Below are 24,552 nucleotides of genomic sequence, written 5' to 3' on the forward strand. Positions count from 1 at the left end.
TTATTCTGGTGCGGTAGAGACAGTATTACCCCAGTGCAAACCCAAACTTACGTACATTACTCAACAGCGTTCTTTGGTCGTAAAGTTGAGCTTTTTGTTGATGCAGTTGGAGTTCAATATCTTGTGCAAACAATTCAATGTAATGCTTGTGCTGGCATTGCGCAGCGGTGTTTCTAAATGAGTAATTAGGCTGCATACCGTAAAGAACATATTGGTAACTCGCTGAAGGAAACACTTCTTCCGTATGAGTAAAGTCGTTATGCCACGGACAATGATAGCGCCAAAGGAGTAAATTTTCGCTTAATGACTTGGTCCATGTTTCTTGATTTCTATGTTGCTGCCAAAACGCCTCTTTTCTTTCGCTTAATACATAATGCAGTTTCAAAAAGTCGATGATCTGCGACCAACGGTAACGAAAGACTTCATTGAACCGTTTAGCAATAACACCCATCACGTTAGTGTTACGAGGCAATTGTTCAGCAATGAATTTGGCTGCCATTTCAACGAGTACCAAGGAAGAAGCCTCAAGCGGCTCAAGAAAGCCTGCACTCAAACCAACGGCCACACAATTTTGCTTCCAGAACTCTTTCCTATGGCCGGGAGCAATATCAAACGTCCGGACTTCATCATCGCGAAGCTTTCTTTTGGCGTAATGCTCAAGTCGAGACTTAGCTTGTTCTTGGTCAATAAACTCTGATGAATAAACGTGACCAACGCCTCGTCGATTAGTCAGCCCGATATCCCAGATCCAACCTGCGTCGGTAGCACTCGATAGAGTGTAGGGTAGAAGAGGTGCGTTATTATCGTATGCCAAATGAGTTGTTATCGCTTTATCGCAAAATAAAATGTCCTTACACGATTGATACTCTACGTTAAAGTGGCCGCCAATGAGATGACTTTTGAAACCAGAGCAGTCAATAAACAAATCGCCCTCAATGCGGGTTGAACTATTTGTTACCAAAGCTTTTATGGGCGAATCAGGCTCCCCTTCAACGCGTTCAACCTCCGCTTCTATGTGCGTGACACCAAGCGTTTCGGTACAATGTTTCTTTAAAAACAGAGCAAAAGCGTTTGCATCAAGATGGTAGGCGTAATTTAGGAGTCCTTCATATTCTCGGTGTGAAATGTTTTTGGGCGCTAAATTTAAATCACAAATATGACCTTGGGTACAAACTGCTTTGTCGAAGCTGAATGGAAACTTTTGAGTAGCGAAGCTTTCAGCAAAGTTAATATTATTGTAATGGTTGGGAGCGACTAAAGGATGGTAGTACTCATCGTCGTCCCTCCCAGTAACCCAGTGTCTGAACTTTGCACCTTGTTTGAAGGTGACATTACATTGATTAATGAAATCGGTTTCAGAAACGCCCAAAAGTTTTAACGTGCGGCGCATAGATGGCCAAGTACCTTCTCCCACTCCCGCAATAGGAATGCTTGGCGCTTCTATCAGCGTTATCTTAATAGAAGGGTTGGTTGAATTATTACTTCGATGCGTTGCTGCAATAACACCAGCGGTGATCCAACCGGCAGTGCCGCCACCTAAGATAACGATATTACGTAAATTGTGTTCGCTCGATGTGTGAGTACTTTCCATAATTACAACCGCCGATAGCGACCGCTATCGGCGTCCCCAGAATGTCTAGAATTTCCCACGAATACCTAAATTGTAACGAGGTCCGTACTCTTCGTAGTCTCTAATTTGATTAGAAAAGCGCTGATGACGTCGTGTTGATTCATCTGTGACGTTGATACCTTCAATAAATACAGAAAGTGATTCATTGATATCGTAGCTTGCAGAGATATCTACTTGACTATAAGCTTCGGTGAATAATGGCTCTATGCCACCTTGAAGTAAGAAGTCGTCGCGCCAGTTGTAAGCAACTCGAACTTGATAATTGTCTTGCTCATAGAATGCAACGATGTTGGCAGAGTCACTTAAGCCGGGTAATGCAAAGTCATTTTCAAGTGAATAAACATCGTAGGTATCGCTACTATCTACCATAGTATAGTTAGCAATTGCGCCGAACCCTGTGTCGCCAAAGATATGCTGAATATTAAATTCCCAACCGTAGACGCGAGTTTCGTCTAGGTTCAGTGGCGTAGATACTATCCACTCAATAACAGGATCTCCGGGTTGAGATACGCAAGCGGGGAGGGGGTTATCAGCTGCCCCCCCTGGACAACCCGGCCGATTGGCCGCTGCTGGATTTGTGAGTGGGCCGTTCAAACCATCAATAGTTCTTTCTTCTTCGCCAACTGCTATAAAGTTATCGACTTGCTTTCTAAAGTGTCCTACTGATACATAGCTACCTTCATCGTAGTAATATTCAACGGATAAGTCGAAATTGTCTGCTTCATAGGGCAGAAGATTAGGGTTACCTTGCGAAGCTCTGAAAGGCCCGGTTGCTAAGTGGTTATTTAGGCTTGTAGCAGGGAACATTGCAGTAATATCACTTCTAGCAACTGTTTTGCTATAGGCGAACCGAGTGACAATGTCATCGGTAACATTCAATGAAAAGTCAAGATTAGGAAGGAAGTGTTCATAACTACCCTCAAGTGTTTCAAATACCTCGGTGTCAGCGAAAACTTTTGACATTTCAAGAGGAGTTAGCCAATTAAAGCCTATCACCGGGCGGTTGATGGAATATGATTCTACGTCAGTTTCTTCATATCTAACGCCGAAATTTGCTCTCACTTCCATATCGTTGAATTCAGTGATGAAATCAAACGAAAGGTAGGCTGAAGTGGTATTTTCTTCTATGCCGTTTAAGCTTTTATTAGGCTCAATATATAGGCCTTGCTCTTTTGTTAAAGAAATGAATTGGTCGGCGCTATATACGGGAATGAACTCAAACCCAATGTCGCCGTCAATAAAGGCTAAATCTAACTCACTAATATCGAGAGCGCCGTTGCCTAGACCGAAATTAGCGCCGTTTATTTTTACTGAATCGATTGTGTATTTAGTGTGTGCCAACCCAAAATTGATAGCATCTAGCGCACCATCTTTTAAATTGAGCCAACGGCCCGAAAACTGAACTTGTTGTATGTTGTTTTCAACTTCAAATCCACGTTCTTGATATAAATCGCCTTCAATATTTTCTAGCGCATAGGCCCCACCTTCCAACGCTGAATCATCATACGCCACAGTAGGGATGTTGCCGCTAAAATCGGCGGAGATAGTTACTGGCGCAGCGCTGCCAAAAGGGTTTTTCAAATTAGCTAAGCGTTCAGCAGGTAAAGCACCAGGGTTAGAGTGCGATGTTGAGTCGTGAATGTCGAGTTTTAAACTAAGTGCATCGGTTGCTTTCCAATCAAAATTGATACCGAAAGAATCGTTTTCAGTTTCAAAATTATATTCCCAAGACCAAAAATTAAGCTCATCATTTGTGCGAAGTGGGTTTATGATTGTACCGTTTACATCTGCCGACCCCTCTTCTACATTGTCAAACCAGAAACTCATACGGTGTTGATTACCCATTTCCTCCAAACGAGACATGACGTAATCTGCCGTTACAGTCAGAGAGTCAATCGGACTGTATTGAAGTACAAGCTGTCCGTTCTGACGCTCTCGCTCATAGTTGGTATCATCTAAATCTACAGTAGGTGTGCGCCAAGTGGTGAGGGTAGGGTTTAAATTTGTATCGATTGCACTAGTATCTGGGTTCGCTTGACCTGGATAACCTTGGCCCCAGTTAAAAGCCCCGATCCTATCTACATGACTATCTCTTTCTGCGTGAGAAAAAGAGGCTAAGACACCGAACTTTCTGTCGCCAAACGTTTTGCTAATCATTCCAGATAATTCAGGTGTTACATCATCACCTGTGGTTACACTGGTATCAATCACTGCTTTAGCACTCCAAGCAGCAACGAATTCGTCCATTGAAAATGGACGAGCGGTGTTGATGTTGATTGTAGCTCCAATTCCGCCTGAGCTAACGTTCGCTCGACCGGTTTTATAGACTTCTACACCTGAAACACTTTCAGCCGCTAATTCTCTAAAATTAAAGCTTCTAGAAATTCCAGCTGTTTCAAGTGCAGATGAATTGGGCATTTGTCGGTTGTTCAAAGTAACGAGATTAAAGCTAGGACCAAAGCCTCGAACGGTAACTTGGTTACCTTCGTTGTTTGTTCTATCAATGGAGACTCCAGTAATGCGTTGAAGGGATTCTGCAAGGTTGGTATCTGGAAACTTACCGATATCTTCCGCTGAAATAGCATCGACAACGCCTGTAGAGCTTCGTTTTACATCCATCGCAGATGAAAGCGCTCCTCTAATTCCTTTAACCTGAATTACCTCAACATTACTTTCATCGTTCTCTTGAGCTAACAAATTTGTACCATATAGCGAACTGATTACGGCCAAAGATAACGTTGTCAAACCAAAATTTTTCATAATTGTGTCTCATACGTTTGTTAATTGTAAACAATATGTGTTATCGCGAGTATTCTTAATTAACTGTTAATTGTCAACAAAAATGAAATTTAAAAGTATGTGTTTATTTTTAGCTTATTGATTTTATGAGGGATATTATGCGGCTTTTTCTTGTTATATACTCTTCCGCTGACAAGATTGGGCTAGTCAATTCACCGCCGAATCCTACGCATACAGCTCCGGATTCTATCCATTTCTTTGCGTTATTTTCGTCAACCGAGCCCACTGCGACTAAAGGGATATCATTAAATGGGCCTGACGTTAATGAAGTGATATAGTCGTATGTAACCGAATTGGTTGGGAAAAACTTTATGAGATCAGCTCCCCATTCGTAAGCTTGATATATCTCAGTGGGAGTTAACGCCCCCATTAAAATCGGTGTTTGAGTACTTTTGGCAACATCTAAAACTTGACGAGACGTATTGGGCGTAACTAAAAAGTGTGCACCTGCGCTTATAGCATCTTTTGCAAGTTTGTCATTTGTAATAGTCCCCGCTCCAATAAAAATTGAAGGGTATTTGGTTTGTAATTGGGTAATTGAGTCTAGATAGCCCGGTGTATTACTTGTTATCTCTAGTGCAGTAATTCCCGCTTCTACTAGACATTTCGCTATTAAGCCAATTGTAGAGGAGTCTTTAACCCTAATAATGGCAACAATTTTAGTTTTATGTATTTCAGCTATCGCTTCGTGCATTTCATCTCTCCGTTTAATGAGTTAAAGCAAAGAATTGTCTGACGACATTGAAGGCGTCGACGGTTCAGGTATTTGTTCAATTTTTCCGACTAAAAATATAAAAGAGAGACTGCCTACTAGAGCCAGTGAGAATATAAGAACTAGTGCTGGCTTGAAGTCACCATCTGCGACAAGAAAACCTATTGTTATGGGGATGATGACTGCAGAAAGCCCGCCAATAAAGTTAAAGCAGCCTCCCACCAGACCTACCATCGATTTAGGCGCAATTAACGATACAAATACCCAGTTGATTGACGCGAGGCCGTTTCCAAAAAAAGACAAAGAAAGGAATACAGTTACCCAAATTGGTGATTCTACGTAATTGGCACCGATCACGCTGCTAGACAGAAGTAAACCAATAATAACAGGCGCCTTTCTTGATAACTCAGGTCTTACTCCATTTCGGGTAAGTTTGTCACTAACTGTGCCGGAAATAAGTACACCGCCAAATGCGCATAAAAATGGAATAGCAGCATAGAACCCAGACTTAATAATACTCAGCCCTCTGTAGTCAGATAAGTAAGTCGGAAACCATGTAAGAAAGAAAACTAATGTACTGCCCAAGCAGAATTGACCTAGGTATAGGCCCCACAGCTTTCTGTTTGTAAATGCTACTTTTAGCTGTTGTTTTGTGGTCTTTAAGTCGGCAGAGGAGGGCCGAGTATTACCTTGTTTAGACATCGTTTTCCCAAGTGAGAGACGCCTTGGGTAAATGAAATACCATACTAACCCCCAGGCTATACCCACTGCGCCAGATATAATAAAAAGTCCACGCCAACCCGCCCACTCTAAAACAATAGCCAGTAAAGGAATAGCGAACGCTAATCCGATAAATTGTCCAGAAGTATAAACAGCAATGGCGCCAGCGCGCTCTTGCTCTTGAAACCACTGACTTACTATTTTGTTATTCAGTGGGTAAGACGGTGCCTCGAATGCGCCCACGAGCATGCGTAAGCCTATTAATGCGGCGAAGTTACTAATTAACCCTTGTACGAGAGTTGCTACGCTCCAACCTATCATGATGATAGGATAGAGAACTCTTGCTTTTATTCGATCAGCTAAAATGCCTCCGGGTATTTGCAAGAATGAATAGGTCCAAGCGAAAGCGGAAAAAAGCAGCCCCATTTCAACCGTAGAAATAGACAGCTCACTCTTCATTTGAGCTGCGGCAATCGATAAATTTGTTCTGTCCATATAGTTAATAACAACGCTTATGAAAATAAGAGTAAGAACCTGTAGTTTCTGTCTTTTGCTATTCATAATTCACCAATTTGTGTAGCTACCGTCGGGCTTAGCAAGCCTAGGAGCTTCCCAATAATCAAAAGGGAGCTTTCGTAGAGCGTCCTCGTTAATATCAATACCAAGGCCGGGGGCATCTGAAAGTTGCAAAAAGGGTTCTTCTGTCTGAGGCATCTTTGAGAACAACTCTGAATAAAGCGATGTTTCATCGCCATAGGGAAGCCACTCTAAGCTATCTAAGTTAGGGATAGCAGCACAAAACTGTGCTGTAGCTAGCGTACACAAAGGGCTTAATGGGTTGTGCGGCATCATGTCAATATAGAGAGTTTCACAGAGCGATGCTATTTTCATCGCTTCGGTAAACCCTCCAGCATTACAAATGTCAATTCGCGCTAAATCAATCAGTTGATTTTTCAAAAATGGGTAAAATGCCCACTTGCTAGTAAACTCTTCACCAATGGCAAAGGAGGTGTTGCAAGAACTTCTGATTTGTAAGTAACTATCGGGAGATTCAGCTCGGATTGGCTCTTCGATATAATCGAGAGCGCCATCAGGGAGTCTTTGTAAAAAACTTTTTGTTTCGGCAACAGATAAACGATGGTGAAAGTCGATACCTAGTTTAATATCAGTGCCAAGAGCCTTTCTAACTTGAATTATTGCTCTGGCTGCATTCGCAAGCTCTTTGCGGGTATCATAAACAGTAGTTTTATTGATATCACCATGCAAACCCGTTGTAAGTCTTATGTGTGTCCATCCTTTTTCTTTTAGTGATAAACAAGGCTTGACAATATTATCGTCGAGGGGAGCGGTAACTGTTGCGAATAGCGGCACTTTATTTCTTTGTTTACCGCCAAGCAGTTGATAGATGGGGACGTTAAGCTTTTTGCCTAAAATGTCGTAAAGCGCTATATCTATAGCCGCAATTGCCGCGCTAAGTACACGCCCTCCCTCGAAGTATTGGCTTCGATACATTTCTTGCCAAAGAGCTGCGACGTTCTGTGCATCGCGCCCAATAAGAAACTGCTCAAAATGTGAAATTACGCCTGCGACTGCAAATTCTCTACTTGATAAACCGGACTCTCCCCAGCCGTAAGTTCCGCATTTACAAGTTACTTTAACAAAAAGCACATTCCTAAAACCAAGACGTTTTACAAACGTCGATATTTCATTGATCACCATTGTCAGCTCCTGTGTAAACTATTATTATTCGATCAAAATGTTAACAGTTGTCAATATAATGTTTAAAAAGTGAGGGAAGGAATGTTGGGGCAAAACGGTTGGGTTTATGAAATCGACATTGAGTGGGGCAAGTTTAACAACTCTCCGGTAGGCCCGCTTAATGCACATGCATTGGTCTTCGTGGAAGATAAGCTACTTTTAGCTACAGACCACCCTGATCATAATATTATTGAATACAATGAAAATGGTAATGTAGTGGATAGTTGGGGAAGACAGTGGCCTGGCTTGCACGGTATTAAAACTCACGTAATAGGCGGTAAAACACATCTATTCTTGGTGGATAGCGGTTGGATGTTAAATAGGAAATGGGATGGAATTAGTGTTGATAAATGGGATTCTCCATTTAATAAAATGATTCCACAGTCAGGGGCAATTTCAAAAACGACTAGGGATGGAAAGGTTTTATTTACTATAGGGCATCCAGCAACTTATGGCGCGTATAAAAGCGACATGCCATTTAATCCAACAGACGTTGCTGTACATGACAACGGTGAGTTTTTCGTTGTTGATGGTTATGGGAGCGATTACATTTTGCATTACAACGAAAATGGCAATTTTATTAAAAAATTCGGCCAAGAAGGGAAGCATAAAATATGCAATGGCCACGGTATTACAATAGATTATCGAAGTAGTGAACCACTTCTTTTAGTTAGCTCTAGGAGTCAACACTCTTTAATGTGGTATACCTTGGATGGCCGATACGTAAGGTCGCTTCATGTCCCTGGTGCTTTCATTCACGCGCCAATATTTATAGGTAATTTTATGGTAGCACCAGTTTGTTGGACTGGGTTAGAAAACAATCCTGAGCATAATTCAGGCGTGATCTGTATTTTTAATGAGAGCGATAGCCTTATTTCTGTGTTAGGTGGAGTACTACCGGACGAGGGAAAAATGCTCAAGGGCGACTTTAAAACATTTAAACATTGTCACGGACTTGCAAAAGATAAACTGGATAATCTGTACTTAGCTGAATGGAATGCGAATGGGATCCATCCCAAAAAATTATTGAGAGTGTAGAAGTTAAAAGAGGAAGTGGACACCTTCCTCGCCATATTTACAAAATTATACTTACACTATTTATCAACTAGGTCGCAGACGACTCTTGCCATTTTAAAATGGCATCGTCTTCTACCTTATTTAGTGGCCGATATACTAACGAGTTCTCTTTAAATGGTTTAGCTGATTCTGCACAGTAGGCCGCAATCATTACCCAACGAGGATCTTTAGAGCGATTTTGGTTTGATTTATGTAAGAGATTACAATGAAAAAACAGTGTATCACCGGGTTCTAGTTCGACATTAACGAGTTCTAAATGTTTAAGCGCCTCATTAACAAAATCCATGTCTGCCCCTTTTTGGTCTCCTGTTTTCTGATGATTTATGCGACCTATATGATGAGAACCTTTTAATACTTGAAGACAACCATTTTCAATCGTTGCGCGATTTATTGCAATCATACAGCTAATAAGCTTGGGGTATAGATGGAAGTTGTCTGTCGCCCAATATCCGTAATCTTGATGCCACTCCCAAGCTCCCCCTACAAAGGGCTCTTTCATCATGATCTTGGTCGTAGTATGAAAAACTGGCTCTTTAAGGATCTCTTCACATGCATCAGCAAGTCGTCTTCCTCTGGAGAACATAGAATAAAAATCATCGCCTAAATCTTGCCACAAGCAGACTTTGCTGACAGTACCTGAAGCGTCTTTTTTGTCCCAGGCTCGTTGGTACAACGAGTCATCGTTAAATGCTTTATCTTGTAACTTGGCTATTTCTGCCTCGCTATAGTAGCTGCGAACGATCACATACCCATCTCTTTCAAAGTCATCTATTTGTTGTTTAGTTAAATTTGCCATAATAACACCCTGTTTGTTTTTTGTGTATTGTTGACAATATTGAGCAAATGATGAGTAAATGCAATGTTAATTTTATATAAAAATATCACTTTCAAATATAAAATCCTGCCGAAGTCGCTATCAGTGCAATAGGGCTAAAGAATTTTTTTAACTTTCACCAGTAAAAAGAGAGCAGTTATGGCAAGTAACTATAATTATGCAGTACCCGCATTAGATAAGTGTTTTGAGATAATGGAGTATTTAGCCACGATTGGTGCACCACTATCTCAAAGTGAAATTTCGAAAGGTGTTAATAGGAGTACCAACGAAATTTTTAGAGTATTGGTAAATTTAACGCGTAACAACTACCTAATTAGGGATAAAACGTCCGGCAAGTATCGACTCTCACTCAAGCTTTATAACTTGGCTCGTTCTATTTCACCATTAGACTTAATTCGTCAACAGGCGCTACCTATCATGGAAAACTTAGCCGTCGAGACGAAGTTATCGTGCCAACTTTTTGTGTTATACCAAAGTAAAACAATGGTTTTAGTTCACGCAAGGAGCCCTGGGGCAGTTTCTCTAAGTTATTCTGAGGGCAGCTGCTTCTCAACAATTGCCTCTAATCCTGGTCTTCTTCTTTTATCACATAGTAAGGATGAAGTAAGAGAGTTGATTATCAAAGAAGCGTTACAAGGCATATCTGACGTTACATCGATTCGCACTAAGGTTATTAACGACATTGCAGCGATGTCAAAGTCCCATTTTGATTGGAGAGAAAGCCTTCATATTAACGGTGTCAAAGAATTAGTTGGATTAGTAGGGCGTCACGAGGGTAAACAAATAGGCGCTTTAATGATAAGCGATATTAGCGGGAAAAATGAATTAGATATAAATCAGCAGCAAAGTACTGATGCACTCCTAGACGCAATCAATAAGTTGAATCAAGCTCTCGGGTTTTAAAACGTTGCATTTGTTAAAAATGAGTTGTAGATTGTTAACAAAATATTTTGATAAAAGGAAATGCAACGTGACTGGCAGTTATAGGAAACTCTCGCATAATAGTGGCTTTCGTCTTAGACAAAATCAGTCAAAAGTATTCAAGTTAACTTGTCTCGCTACATGCCTTACCGCCGCACTCTCCTTAACAGGGTGTGATAGTAATAATGCTCAAGAACATTCTACCAAACAGAATACTGAGTTGGTTAGCGCTGCGCAAAACGCAGACTATCTCTTACCGCATTCGGTGTTTAAAAAATACTCAGTTGACGGTGTTCATGTAATTGAAACTGAGGAAAATAATAAAACCGTTAAAAATAAGCTTGAGCTTTCTTTCCCTAAAGATGTGCATATGCCTTCGATTACGTTTGATGTGCGTGGAATTAATGAGATTGAGCAATTCACCGATAATAATCTTGCATTCGATGTAGATAACTATAACGAAACTTCACTGCATTTATATGTGGATATTCTACATGGGGAAGAGGTAAAACAACGTCATTCGGTAAGTATACCTGCGAATTATCAAGGGACAGTATTCTTTCCGTTTAGTGGCGAAGAAGCTTCGGCAGATATTGGTTTTTGGGGTGACCCTCCTTCTTGGAACTCTGAAGAGTTGAGGATGATATGGCGGTCTTGGAAGAAAGTCGGCGAAGATTACCAAGGGTTTGACCAAGTACGGTTTTTAGTTATCGGGAATTTAGAAACAAAAACCATGGGACTATCAAACGTACGCTTTAGGAAAAACCCTGAAACCAATCCGCTTTGGCTATCTAAATTAGTCGATATGTTTGGGCAAAGCACACGTGTAGACAATAATGTCAAAGTGACATCCAACACTGAATTAAGAGAGCGCGCTCAACGTGAGGCTGAAGCGTTGTCATCGGCAGCTGTTTGGAATGACCGCAGCCAGTATGGAGGATGGAAAAAAGGGCCAAAACAACAGGGAACTGGCTTTTTTAGGACACAAAAAGTAAACGGGCAGTGGTGGATGGTGGATCCTGAAGGGTATCTGTTCTTCTCACATGGACCTGCTAACGTAAGAATGGCCAATACCACTACTTATACTGGTATGGATTATAATAATAGCAAGCTTAGAAAAATTGATTCCGACGAACTTACTCCCGAAGATTCAATTGATATTGTTTCGGTACCCAAAGCTATAAGAGAAACTGCCACAGTAATTTCAAAAGTGCGTCGTGACATGTTTGAATGGTTACCTAGTTACGACGATCCGTTGGCAAAGCACTACAGTTATCGAAGGACATCTCACAAAGGTCCAATTGAACATGGTGAAACGTTTAGTTTCTATCGCGCTAATCTGGAAAGAAAATATGGTGATGAATACCTTAGTCAGTGGGAAGACATTACTATCAAGCGAATGCACGAATGGGGTTTTACCTCTTTTGGAAACTGGGTTGATCCGATGTTTTATGACTCTGAGAGGATTCCCTACTTTGCAAATGGGTGGATAATTGGTGAATTTAAAACCCTCTCTGGCCACGTAAATCATTGGGGAGAGATGCCAGACCCTTTTGACCCTGAATTCGCAAAGCGTGCGCGCGTAACGATAGAGAAAATTGCTGAGGAAGTAAATGGTTCTCCTTGGTGCGCTGGGATCTTTATTGATAACGAGAAAAGTTGGGGGGAGCGAGAAGGTAGTGTTCAGCAAAAATACGGTGTCATTCTTGATGGCCTCAGTAAAAATAGCAAAGATAGTCCAGCAAAGCAGGCTTTTTCAATTGCGCTTAGGGATAAATATAAAACGATTGATAACTTAAACAATGCATGGCAAACGGATTATCCGAATTGGCAGTACTTTGAAACAGGCGTTAATTTTAACACTCACGGACAAAACCTTATAAGCGACCTTTCCATGTTACTCGAGCTTTTAGGAGAGCAATACTTTTCAGTGGTTCATAATACATTAGAAGATGTTTTGCCTCATCACCTTTATATGGGTGCAAGAATGGCTAATTGGGGAATGCCCGATGAAATTATCAAAGCATCGTTGAAGTACTCTGACGCACTGAGTTTCAATATCTATGAAGAGGGTATGCAGCCAGAGTTTTGGGCATTTTTAGACGAAATAGATTTACCCGTAGTTATTGGTGAATTTCATATAGGGACGGCGACTGATTCAGGACTATATAACCCCGGAATCGTGCATGCTAGCGACCAAACCGATAGAGCCAGGATGTACACGGAGTATATGGAAAGTGTTATTAGCAAGCCCTATATGGTTGGTGCACATTGGTTCCAGTATATTGATGAACCGATAACGGGCCGCGCCCACGATGGTGAAAATGCCAATATTGGCCTTGTTACCGTAGCTGATATGCCATACCCAGAATTAATTGAGGCCATGACCACATTCAATAAAGACTTGTACAAGAAAAAGTTTGATAAAAAACAGTAACGTTTCATACAAAACCAGTAGTCGAAAACACCTTCAAGCTTGAGTAAGTTTGTAGGTGTTTTTTAATTTAATCAAAGAGTTTTGCAAAAAAATTGTTCGTCATTTAAACCTCTTATACATAAGTATCAATTTGTTAAATTGTTAACAATTTATTATTGACATGAGTGCTAAATGTGGCCATTATGTCAGTGCCTTTACAAAATAATAACATTTTTGAAGTAGTTAAAATCCACACATTTATTGAGCGGGAGCACTGGGATATGACCGTCAAAAAACAACGATTTCACTTAAGCGGCGTTAGTCTTGCTGTCCTTACGGCTTTGAGTTGCAGCGCCATAGGGCAAGAAAATACAGGTGAAGACGAAGAAAAGTCTAAAGACGAGCAAGTAGAAGTAATTGAAGTAACTGGCTATAAAGGGAGTTTGAAAAAGTCACTTAATGATAAGCGCTTTGCTTCTGGCGTTAGGGATACAATCAATGCAGAAGATATTGGTAAATCTACTGACCAAAATATTGCTGATGCACTAGGCCGCGTAACAGGTGTAACGGTTGTAAATAACGATGGTGAAGGAACGCAGATTACCGTTCGTGGTGCTGATGCTAATCAAAATGCGATTACACTGAATGGTCAGGCATTAACGTCTACCGACTTTTCTCAAGCTGTGGATTTAAGCTCTTTTTCAGCTGATATTTTATCTAAATTGGAAGTGGTAAAAACCCCAAGTGCCGATCACGATGAAGGCTCATTGGGTGCATCTGTTAATTTAGTGACGGTAAGACCGCTTAATCAAGCTGAAGGTGTACGCTCTCTTACAGTTCAAGGCAGATATAACGACTTTGCTGATGAAGAAAACCACAAACTTCAATTCGCATTTTCTGAAAAATTCTTTGATAACAATTTAGGCGTAGCGCTCACGCTTTATGATGAAACTAATGCTTATCGGAAAGATCAATACAGTGCAGGTAATTTCGTTGAGTCACAAGAATATGCGCAAGCCATAGATCAGAATGGCAATGTCATATCAGGGGTAAAAGCAATTGAACCTTCATTGGCAAGTTATGAACTTCATCAAAATGAAAGCAACCGTTATGGTGGGTCGTTGGGGATACAATTCCTTCCTGATGATGTATCAGAACTTATGTTCGATGCAACCTATAGTAAACAGGAGCTCGTGAGAACGTTTGATGCGATTCAAGCAAAGAGTTTTGCAAACAATCGAAATTGGGTCGAAGGTGTTACTCCAACAAGCTTTGTAAGGCCACCAAACCCGTCTAGCGATCCAATTGATTGGATACAAGTCGATACATCTACTTATGACATGACAAAACGCTTAAATCGATACGGAAACGGCAATATTGTTCGAAATGATGGCGGAACTGAAAACGAAAACTTCAGTGCAACATTAAACTACAAACGTGAATTAACTGAAAATTTAAGAGTTGAATCACTAATTGGGCATTCATCAAGTAAGTCTAATAGTTTGCCTAATGCCTATACTGTAATGGAGAATTTTTATCAGGTTCCAGCGCGATTACTATGGGATGCGGGTGAAAATATCCAGCCTGTCGGTGTTGACTGTACTGGAGGAGGTAATACTTGTCGTATGGTTTACGGAGATACCTTCGTTGACCTTGGCGAAAACCTTTATGCATACACAGATGAAACTGGAGCACGAGTGCCAGGAGCAGAAGACAACATAGCCTTTACTGGATTTAATCCGCAAGACGTAACGTCGTTCCACCTTGGCTATATTGGTGAAAATGATGTAACTGTAGAAGACAGTATTTCAAACGCACAAATAGATTTTGATTTCGATTTAGATAAGTTTGGGATAACCACACTTGAATTCGGTGCAAAAGTAACTTCGCGGAATAAAAAGGTCGATGATCAAGCTTACACTTTCCAATCTCTCCAAGCGTCCGAAGTTATCACAGATCCAGTTACTGGTGAAACGTTGGTAGAGCTAGGAGGGTCGTTGATTGATATCCGTGGAGATATAATCGCTGGAAACCCTATTCCCTACGATGATTTCATGGAAAGTTTGGGTTATGCCAGAGAAGGGGCGACAGTCGGCTGGACACCAATAGATGTTGAGGCGGCAAAAGCTCTGGTACTCGGTGATGGGGATGTTATCCGAAATGTGGACGATACTGCCTCTCGTGAAACCGACCTTGATACTAAAGCTTTCTACCTGAAAGCAAACTTCGATTTATTAGATGGCAGGTTAACTGGTGATGTTGGCGTAAGGTACGTAGAAACTGAAGTCGAAGCTGTTGGCTTTTCTGGTATGCGCTATTTTGAACAAAATGGTTCAGATTTACAGCGTGAAATTGACCGCCATACATTGAGCAACCTTGCAGATCGTTCTCTTCCCGAGTGTCCAACACTGAACCTTGGTGCAGATGGGATAGCCCAAGACTACGAGCTAAAATATCAACGGGTTGACGGTTTGGGGTGGGACACCAGTGCAGGGCCAGACCCTTCTACTTGGGTAAGAATAGAAAATGTTGGACCTTGTCACGATACCGCATTTGCTGATTATGCGGATGCACTTAATGCTTTCAGAATGGGGGAAGGGCCAGCCCCTACGCTAAACGAGTATGATTTGTTATGGAAAAGCATGTGGCGTTACGCCAGCGTCAATAACAGTCGTACTTATGGATGGGATAATTTGCCTCAATGGAATGGAGAAGAGAACGGCGTAAATACTAACTATTCATGGGGTTCTGTCGAGAACAGAGAAGTTGCATCCATACCAGCCTTTAAAACTCACAGCTACGAAAATATTCTGCCAAGTTTAAATATTAACTATGCGTTTTCTGACGAACTTATCGGTCGTTTCTCGGTTTCTAAAACAATGACACGTCCAGAAATCGATCTGTTGCGCCCTGGTTATAAGGTCACTGAAGGAAGCTATTGGGGGAGCGGAAATCTTAATGTTGGCCGAGTTGATATGTACAACACTCAGCTTGAGCCACTAGAATCTAACAACCTAGATTTGTCGTTAGAGTGGTATTTTAGTGACACTGGTTTGCTAAGCTTGGCTTACTTTAGAAAGGATATGTCAAACTTTACTGACCGTGAAACAACGCTCTCTTTTGTTAACAGCGTGAGAGACCCTGCAAATGCACCTGAAAGTGGTGATGACTTAATTTTAGTCGATACCGGAGATGATTCCGCATTAGAAAACTGCCACCCTATTATTGCAACGACAGAGTTTGCCTATCAACCTGGTGACCCTACTACGTTTTCTGGTGATCCCCGTGATAACTGTGCAAACATGACGGTAACAAAAACCGTTAATGCGAAAGATGCTGAAATTGAGGGGATCGAAATTGGATATGTGCAAACCTACGATTTCTTACCTGAACTTTTAGATGCGCCAGAGTGGGTAGGTGGTTTCGGTGTTTCTGCGAACTACACTTATCAACAAAGTGAATATGAGTCAGAGTACTCTTCAATAAACCCTAATCTTTTACTGCCATCTTATCCTGTCGCTGATACGCCGGAACATAGCTATAACTTTACCGCGTTTTGGGAGCACAAAGGTCATCAAATACGCTTAAGCTTCCAAGGTATGACAGATTCACTTGTCGGCAAAGACTGGGCGAACGGTCAGTATGGACGCAGTTGGAACCAAGGTTCAATTTGGAATGAAGGCCGCAATACATTAGACCTTTCCGCCTCTTATCAAGTTAACGAGGATGTAACCGTAACCTTCCAAGCTATTAATTTAACTGACGAAGCCTTTAGAACTTACTTCACAAGCAGAACATTAAATGTGGTTAGACAAGCTGCAGATAACGCTGCTGGATACGATTTCGTTGCGTTAGAGGAAGGCAATCCACTTGACGGTGATGCGCCTACCCACCGGACTTATACCAAATATAAGGTAGGTTCAACTTATCGTCTTGGTGTCAGAGTGCGTTTCTAATAGGTAGTTGAGTTTGAGTAGAGTGTGGTAGCTACTACTTTTGTCTAGCCTACCGTACGAAATATACAGATTAATGGTAAAACGGTTATGAAAACATATAAAAAACGTTACAGCTTGATCGGATTGACTGTACTTACAGCGCTTTATGGTTGCGGTGGAGGAAGTGATAACGACTTTACGCCGCCCGAATAAGTTAATACAGCAGCCCCTGTTCACGGTGGAGATATTACTCTTACCGTGGATGAAAAAGAAGACTTTCAATTTATTGAGCTTTTAGGAACGCCTACAGGTGCTCTTACAGGGCCGGGAGTAGCAACAGATGCCGATGGTAACTACATGACGGTGACTGATCTTTCTATTTCTGTATCAGGTCCGCGAGCTGATGAAATTATGAATGCGGGTATTGAGCAAAATGGCAATAAACTTGGTATTCGCCCCTCAGCTGTAGCGCCTAATTTGGATACGGGGGAAACACATATTGTTGTAGTGACGTTTAACATTTCTGATGGAAAGAACAAAACGCCACGAACAGCAACAATTACGTTTGAGGGTGAAGACTTCGCGCCTGAGATTGCGAACGATTTAACGGCTAATTTTACTAAAGATTCCGGGATAGGAGTTATTAATGGCCTAAGTGATGTTACTGACGCAGACAATGAGCCACTCACAATCAGTGATCTTGTTGCCGACTCGATGAATGAGTACGATTTACCTGCGACCATTAACGGTACTAATATAGAGGTTGATATTTCTGCCGTAGAAGACAGCATTCCAGACGGACAAAAGGTTACGTTCAAATATACTTATACGGTTAGCGATCACAGGTTTGATCTGGAGCGAGCGTTATATGTTAACGTACTAGGAGTACAAGATATCGCTGGTGCGCCACTGGTTCTTAACTATTTCTTGACGGAAGATATTTTGGAAACTGATGGAATGCTCGAAGTCGACCTCGCGAAGGAGATAGAAGAGCGAGAAGGTGATGCTATTGTTATTAGCGATGTCAAGTTAGACGGTGTGGCCTACGAGAATTCATTTGAGGGGCGTGTTATTGACAACATTCTTTACTTTAACCCTAATGCCTTTCTTGACGAAATAAGTCCGAATGGATTCAAAGACTTCGTATTTACGATGAAAGTTTCTGACGATAAAGGAAATTTTTCTGATGGCGAGAGGGAGTTATCTATTCGTGTAAATGGCGTTGAATCTAACCTTCTAGCAAAAAATGGCATGGATGTAGGTTTTGAAAATGGCGGCGCAGGTTTTGAAGTGTCATGGTGTGACCCGGGAGCAGCAATAACTACCTCAATTGTTGCAAATGGAGATGCATCGTTTCAAATGATGGGAGCTCCCTGTTATTACGCTGTAACAGCTGCATCGTTTCCAGATTTAGAGGTTGGTGCGAAGTATTATTTAAGCTACAACGCTTTCGTAGGAGCTGGTGAGGCATCGCCTTATATTGTTATAAACAATGCCCCCAATGGTTCTCATAATTTCTGGGGAGGAGTACGTCCTGAACATCCAGCAGATGGGTCGTGGCGACCTTTGCTAGTTGAATTCGACACTGAGTCTGGCTATTTGGCAACGCCAAATGGTGATGGCGAAACGCCCATGGACATTGCTGACCAGCTTCGTCTATTTGTGATGAGCGCATGGTTAGGTAATGACGGCATGCCCGTGTTCGACGACTTTAATTTTACTCGTTATGACAACATAGAGGGTGTCGATGTCCTATTAAATAGCCCAGGTAATTTCGAAGACAGTGATTATGTGGTCAACACGAACGGTGGAGGGCTTGTCGAAGTACGCGTCGATGAAAATAACCCTGATAACCACGTGCTTTATGTCGATACGACGGATGCAGCGGAAGGCGTAACTTTAAGCTTCCCTGTCTCCAAAGGAGCATTAACATCTGGCGCTAAATATCGCATATCTTATGATGTGCAGTATCTTAATTACGCTGAAAACCAGGCTTCAGGTGCCGATTCCAACATCAATGATGCTGGCGCTTATACCTTTGAGTTTGTTTTTGAAAATTCGGATAATGAGCTAGAGTTTTCAAAATTGAGTACGGTATGGAACGGTCCGGAATATGGCACTGTGCACAGCATTGCTGATGAATCATCTCATTTTGAGGGCTTTGGCACTATGACTGATTGGGATAGTGAAAATGTCATGATGCATGTCGATGTAAATGGCGATAATGCACAGTACATTATCGATAACCTAACGGTTGTTCGCATTCCTTAACCCTTCGATTGCTCGTTCTTTAAAACTCCAGCAATTAGCTGGAGTTTTTTTAGTAGCTTTAATCACGCTAAAACTTGGCACTTTATTATGAAATACAGCTATTTGTTTTTACTGTTAGCTTTTTGGTCTATTTTCAGCGCTGCGGGCCAGGATTCGAACAAAAAGCCCAATATTCTATTTATTCTCGCAGATGACGCAGGGTATGCTGATTTTGGTTTTCAAGGCAGCACCCAAATGAAAACCCCTAACTTAGATAAATTAGCAGCTCAAGGAATGAAGTTTACTCAGGCATATACAACGGCAGCTGTATGTGGCCCATCGCGAGCCGGCTTATACACGGGAAAATACCAGCAGCGATTTGGTTATGAAGAAAACAATGTACCAGGCTATATGAGTTATTCATCGGCTTTGCTTGGCGAAGATATGGGGTTACCCTTAGACCAAGTCACCGTTGCCGAACACATGCGTAAACTGGGGTATAACACTGGCCTTATAGGTAAATGGCATCAAGGTAATGCCGATAGATATCATCCAACCAAGCGCGGGTTTAATTACTTCTATGGTTTGCGCGGTGGTTCTAGAAGTTATTATGCGCTTGATGATTACCATAGAAGTGTTCAGCCGGAAAATAAACTTGAGTTTGGCTTTCGGAATTTCCAAGAGCCTATAGAATATTTAACCAAAGCTTTGGCAGACAATGCAGTAGAGTTTATTCATCGGCAGCAAGGCCCGTTTTTTCTTATGCTCTCGCTAACTGCGGTTCACACTCCCATGGAAGCAGAGCCTGAAGACTTAGCAAAATTTCAACATTTACCGCCACGTCGACAAACATTAGCAGCGATGACGCTGGCGATGGATAGAGAAATTGGAAAAGTGTTAGAAGCACTGGATAAAAGTGGTGTTGCAGACAATACACTAGTGGTATTTACTAATGATAATGGGGCACCCTCTGATACCAACGCTGGTAACAATTTTCCATTAAGCGGCACCAAAGCAAATCACTTAGAAGGTGGAATTCGAGTACCGCTTATAATGCGGTGGCCCAGATTGATAAGTGCTAATACAGTGTATGAGTTTCCAGTAAGTTTTCTAGATTTTTTACCCACTTTTGTAAAGATGGGGGGAGGAAGCATTGAAACACTCGGAGAAATTGATGGTGTAGCACTCACTGATTTTATATTAGGGAAGCTAAGTGAAAGGCCACATAAGACGTTGTTTTGGAAAAAAGAGAATCGAGCTGCAATTCGAGATGGTGATTGGAAATTGTTGCGCTTTCCAGATAGGCCCGCTGAGCTATACAATTTAAGTGATGACGTGTCAGAAAACCATAATCTAGCAATGGAATACCCCAATCGTGTCAGGCAACTGTATAAAAAGCTGTTTGAATGGGAAACCTCACTCGAGCGTCCATTATGGCAATTGGAACGCAAATATGAGGGATTGGCAATGGAGAGAATGGATAAATTCAGACATCATGAAAAACAATAATTGCTGATTTTTGACATATTAGTAAGATGCTTCGTAAGAATGGCTGCGGTGACGCAGCTGTTCTGTATAGTTAACTACAAAAATTACGGAGAACAAGATGTTGCATGGAGTTGTGCTAGCAGGTGGTCAGTCTCGTAGAATGGGCCAAGACAAGGCAATGATGCAGTACAAAGGGAATACGCTTATTCAGTGTGCATCAAAGATATTGCGGTCGGCAGGCTGCCAAGAGATACTAGTTAGTCGCAATGAAGATGGCTATGTGGGCGACAAAATTCCGCATGTAGGCCCTCTAGGTGGTGTTCATGGAGTACTAACTTTTCTTGGCGAAAACAAAAAAAGTGCTAACGCTGAACTGCTTGTTTTACCCGTCGACATGCCGCTAATGTTACCGACTTTTTTGAGTGCCATGGTAAACTATGGACGTGCTCAAAAACGGGCCTGCTATGTACGATCTCGTTTTATGCCCTTCTATATGCCTATCGAAAAAAATACAATCCCCACGCTTGAAGACTACTTAATTGAAAAAAACAAGCGAAGAGTTGTTGGTTTTCTGAAATCTATTAATGCATTGACCTTCGAAAATTTGTACGACGACAATACTAAAAATTCTCAGTGGTTAAATGTTAATTCACCCAGTGACTGGCCCAAAGAATATGGCTCAATTTAGCGTGTTCAGACCTTTATGAGAAATATAAAATAACTGTAGTTAAAACATTAATTTAAAAAGAGGAATGCAGTTAATGGCAATGCAAAAAGCTGTGCTAATACGGCAAGAGCTCGAGCCAGGATATTTTGCATTGGCTGAAGAGGTTGCGTTGAGCATAAGTTATAATGGTATCAATTACACCGTCATGCTGATAACGCCCAACGACATTGAAGATTTCATTGTGGGTTTCAGCTTAAGTAACGACATTATCGACCACCCTCGTCAGCTTTACAGCATTGAATTAACGGATCACAAAGAACACATTAATGCTGAAGTTGAAATTGCTAACCAGGCGTTTTGGAAATTAAAGGAAAATAAACGGCAGTTGGCGGGCACGTCGGGATGCGGACTTTGCGGTGTTGAGGCATTAGACAACGCTTTACCTCAATTAACGTCTATTGAATTATCGCCTCTACCAGATGTAAGCTGGTTTAACGGATTACGAAGCCTTATATCTAATGCGCAAACATTAGCGCAGCAAAGCGGGGCAGTGCACGGGGCGCTCTATATTGATGCTAAGCGCAATGTGCTGGCATGCCGAGAAGATATAGGAAGGCATAATGCTTTTGATAAATTAATTGGTGCTATCACTACCAATAAACTCTTTCAGCCTGAAGGTATTGTTGTGCTTACAAGTCGCTGTAGTGTAGAGCTGGTTCAAAAAGCGATAAGAGCTAAATTCCCTTTGGTAGTAACGCTATCTGCCCCCACAGCGTTGTCAGTAAAGTGGGCAAGCCGTTACGGTCTCACACTGATCCATGTACCTAAGTATGACCCTCCAAGAGCTTACGCACCGCAAGAAAAGTAGTGCGCAGCGAACCTATAAGAAACAATGGGCCTTTATCGATAAGTAGCGTACCGGATAAGCACCGAAAAGCTTACACTGCAGAGACCGCTATTCTTCCATCTGATTCAGATTTCGAAAGTTTGATCGCGATAAACTTCGACGTTGGAGTGAACGTGCCATCACCGTAGCTTTCTAGCGGTACTAATGGATTGGTTTCGGGGTAATATGCTGCCGCTTGACCTTGCGGGATGTCGTAAGCCACCAACATAAACTGTTTAACTTGGCGTGTTTTGCCGTCGTTCCACATTGACGTAATGTCGACTTTATCGCAATCGTTAAATCCCAGCTTCTTAATATCACGTTCATTAACAAAAAGAACGTCCCGCGCGCCAAACACGTTTCTGTAGCGGTCATCCATACCATAGATAGTTGTGTTGTACTGATCGTGAGAGCGCAGTGTTTGTAAAATGAGGTCCGGCTCTTCGCCTTTCGCAATTAGGTCAGCATTTAACAGTGAATCTGGCAGCGCGTTCGCGGCAAACTCGGCTTTGCCCGAAGGTGTTAACCAGCGTCTCTCACTCGCAGCATTGCCCAAGTGAAAACCACCTGGGTTAGCGAGTTTGCTATTGAAGTCTGTAAAGCCTTCGATGGTATCGGCAATGAGCTCACGAATATTGTCGTAATCGCTTATTAAAAAGTCCCAGTCTACTGGTTTGTTACCAAGCGTTGCCTTCGCAATACCAGCAATAATAGCGGGTTCAGAGCGAAGTTCGGGCGAGCTTGGCGGGAGTTGGCCATAAGAAATGTGGACCATAGAAAACGTATCTTCCACAGTCACGCCTTGGTGCCCGCTAGACTGCATGTCAATTTCAGTACGTCCCAAACAGGGTAAGATAAGCGCGTCTTTACCTGTAGTTAGGTGAGAGCGATTCAACTTGGTGGCGATATGTACCGTTAAGTCGCATTGTGACAGCGCAGAATGAGTACGCGGCGTATCTGGCGTCGCCTGCGCGAAATTACCGCCAAGGCCAATGAAGACTTTGGACTCACCACTTTCCATAGCTTGAATAGCTTGAATGGTATTGTGACCTCTTTCTCGTGGAACGGCGAAGTTAAACTTGCTTTCTAGCGCGTCGAGCAAGGCTTTAGTCGGTACTTCGTTAATACCGACGGTTCTATCTCCCTGAACATTGCTGTGACCCCGAACAGGAGAAAGCCCTGCACCTGGCTTACCCACGTTTCCTCGTAGTAGCTGAACGTTTACTATTTCCTGAACCGTAGCTACTGAGTGCTTGTGTTGGGTGATCCCCATTGCCCAGCACATGATCACCCGTTCTCCACGTTTGTACATGGTTGCCGCGTGACGTATTTCGTCTTTTGATAAACCGCTCTGCGCTTCAATATGCTCCCAGCTCGTCGCTTCAACGATACTCAAATAGTCGTTCATTCCATTGGTATGTGCATTAATAAAGTCGTGGTCGAATATGGGAGGGGCATTTTTCGCTTTGGCTTCGTGTTCCCATGTCAACAGCCATTTAGCGATGCCGCGCATAACCGCCATGTCACCACCAAGAGCAGGTCTGAAATATGCGGTATTAGTTGGCTCAGAGCCATTAGTTAACATCTCAAGGGGATGCTGCGGGTGTTGAAACTTTTCTAACCCGCGCTCTTTTAAAGGGTTAAAGCAAACTACTTGAGCGCCTCTTCTCACGGCGTCCCTCAGTGGCTCAAGCATGCGAGGGTGGTTAGTCCCGGGGTTTTGACCAATAACAAATATGGTATCTGCCTTTTCAAAGTCGTCAAATGTGACCGTACCTTTACCCACACCTATGGTTGGTTTCATACCTTGCCCCGACGCCTCGTGACACATATTTGAGCAATCTGGAAAATTATTTGTTCCAAATGCGCGCACGAATAACTGATATAAATAGGCGGCTTCGTTACTCGCCCGCCCTGAGGTGTAAAACTCTGCCTGATGAGGGGAATGTAAACCATTTAGATGTTTAGCGATAAGTGCAAAGGCATCGTCCCATGATACGGGTTCGTAGTGGTCTGCTTGAGCATTGAAGCGCATGGGGTGGGTGAGTCTTCCTTGTGACTCAAGCCAGTAGTCGGTGTGTTTTTTAAGTGAGCCGACCGAATACTTAGAGAAAAATGTTGGGTCTACATAGCGACCGGTAGACTCCCAGTTAACTGCTTTAGCACCATTTTCACAAAACTTCACTAAACCACTTTCTGGTGATTCACCCCACGCACAGCCTGGGCAGTCAAAGCCTTTGTCTTGGTTCATCTTGAGCATAGCGCGTAAATTCTTAAGTGGCTTTTCACTTTGGATCCAGCTCTGGGTTACACTCTTTAGCGCTCCCCATCCGCCAGCGGGTTTGTCATATTGCTTAATGTTTCGTTTATCACTCATGCGCCCGCACCACCTTTGTTCTAAGCATCAAAATTTATTTATGTATGTTCGATTATGAAATAAAGCTCACTCACAGTAAGA

At 42.2% G+C, this 24,552-nt stretch carries 15 protein-coding genes; 8 read left to right on the top strand and 7 right to left on the bottom strand.

Translation table 11 applies throughout. The features are described 5' to 3' along the window. Nucleotides 1-25 precede the first annotated feature (25 nt). From PCAR9_RS07955 to PCAR9_RS07975, 5 genes are all read right to left on the bottom strand, one after another. The gene (locus PCAR9_RS07955) at nt 26-1,591 is read right to left on the bottom strand and encodes a tryptophan halogenase family protein (protein ID WP_179983134.1); all 1,566 of its coding nucleotides are present in this window, start codon (nt 1,589-1,591) and stop codon (nt 26-28) included. A 45-nt stretch (nt 1,592-1,636) separates the two neighbouring features. Beyond that, entirely contained in the window at nt 1,637-4,390 is a 2,754-nt protein-coding gene (locus PCAR9_RS07960; RefSeq protein ID WP_179983135.1) for a TonB-dependent receptor, read from the bottom strand. Between the two features lie 109 nt (nt 4,391-4,499). Beyond that, complete coding sequence (locus PCAR9_RS07965) at nt 4,500-5,123, bottom strand: bifunctional 4-hydroxy-2-oxoglutarate aldolase/2-dehydro-3-deoxy-phosphogluconate aldolase (RefSeq protein ID WP_179983136.1); 624 nt, start codon at nt 5,121-5,123, stop codon at nt 4,500-4,502. A 21-nt stretch (nt 5,124-5,144) separates the two neighbouring features. Next, complete coding sequence (locus PCAR9_RS07970; protein WP_179983137.1) at nt 5,145-6,422, bottom strand: MFS transporter; 1,278 nt, start codon at nt 6,420-6,422, stop codon at nt 5,145-5,147. A gap of 3 nt (nt 6,423-6,425) precedes the next feature. Continuing rightward, nucleotides 6,426-7,580 (bottom strand): mandelate racemase/muconate lactonizing enzyme family protein, encoded by a 1,155-nt coding sequence (locus PCAR9_RS07975; protein ID WP_179983138.1) that lies wholly within the window; start codon nt 7,578-7,580, stop codon nt 6,426-6,428. A gap of 81 nt (nt 7,581-7,661) precedes the next feature. Here PCAR9_RS07975 and PCAR9_RS07980 point away from each other — a divergent pair, with 81 nt between their 5' ends. Further along, nucleotides 7,662-8,657, top strand: coding sequence for an NHL repeat-containing protein (locus tag PCAR9_RS07980; protein ID WP_179983139.1), 996 nt, complete (start codon nt 7,662-7,664; stop codon nt 8,655-8,657). Nucleotides 8,658-8,724: 67 nt separating this feature from the next. Here PCAR9_RS07980 and PCAR9_RS07985 read toward each other — a convergent pair whose 3' ends face one another. After that, entirely contained in the window at nt 8,725-9,492 is a 768-nt protein-coding gene (locus PCAR9_RS07985) for a phytanoyl-CoA dioxygenase family protein (protein ID WP_179983140.1), read from the bottom strand. 177 nt (nt 9,493-9,669) lie between these two features. Here PCAR9_RS07985 and PCAR9_RS07990 point away from each other — a divergent pair, with 177 nt between their 5' ends. The 7 genes from PCAR9_RS07990 to fdhD all read left to right on the top strand — a co-directional run bounded on the left by PCAR9_RS07990 (nt 9,670) and on the right by fdhD (nt 22,076). Beyond that, nucleotides 9,670-10,434, top strand: coding sequence for an IclR family transcriptional regulator (locus PCAR9_RS07990; RefSeq protein ID WP_179983141.1), 765 nt, complete (start codon nt 9,670-9,672; stop codon nt 10,432-10,434). A 67-nt stretch (nt 10,435-10,501) separates the two neighbouring features. Further along, on the top strand, nt 10,502-12,889 hold the full coding sequence (locus PCAR9_RS07995; RefSeq protein ID WP_232091151.1) for an agarase: 2,388 nt from the start codon (nt 10,502-10,504) through the stop codon (nt 12,887-12,889). Nucleotides 12,890-13,071: 182 nt separating this feature from the next. Next, nucleotides 13,072-16,824 (top strand): TonB-dependent receptor, encoded by a 3,753-nt coding sequence (locus tag PCAR9_RS08000; protein ID WP_232091152.1) that lies wholly within the window; start codon nt 13,072-13,074, stop codon nt 16,822-16,824. 237 nt (nt 16,825-17,061) lie between these two features. After that, nucleotides 17,062-19,074: a hypothetical protein gene (locus tag PCAR9_RS08005; RefSeq protein ID WP_179983143.1), complete on the top strand. Its 2,013-nt coding sequence runs from the start codon at nt 17,062-17,064 to the stop codon at nt 19,072-19,074. A gap of 87 nt (nt 19,075-19,161) precedes the next feature. After that, on the top strand, nt 19,162-20,562 hold the full coding sequence (locus PCAR9_RS08010) for a sulfatase-like hydrolase/transferase (protein ID WP_179983144.1): 1,401 nt from the start codon (nt 19,162-19,164) through the stop codon (nt 20,560-20,562). Nucleotides 20,563-20,659: 97 nt separating this feature from the next. After that, complete coding sequence (locus PCAR9_RS08015) at nt 20,660-21,229, top strand: molybdenum cofactor guanylyltransferase (protein ID WP_179983145.1); 570 nt, start codon at nt 20,660-20,662, stop codon at nt 21,227-21,229. A gap of 73 nt (nt 21,230-21,302) precedes the next feature. Beyond that, nucleotides 21,303-22,076: a formate dehydrogenase accessory sulfurtransferase FdhD gene (fdhD, locus tag PCAR9_RS08020; protein WP_232091153.1), complete on the top strand. Its 774-nt coding sequence runs from the start codon at nt 21,303-21,305 to the stop codon at nt 22,074-22,076. 70 nt (nt 22,077-22,146) lie between these two features. Here the strand turns inward: fdhD and PCAR9_RS08025 are convergent, their stop codons facing one another. Further along, nucleotides 22,147-24,471: an FdhF/YdeP family oxidoreductase gene (locus PCAR9_RS08025; protein ID WP_179983147.1), complete on the bottom strand. Its 2,325-nt coding sequence runs from the start codon at nt 24,469-24,471 to the stop codon at nt 22,147-22,149. Nucleotides 24,472-24,552 lie beyond the last annotated feature (81 nt).

It is taken from the genome of Alteromonas macleodii, assembly GCF_903772925.1.
GTDB lineage: Bacteria > Pseudomonadota > Gammaproteobacteria > Enterobacterales > Alteromonadaceae > Alteromonas > Alteromonas macleodii_A.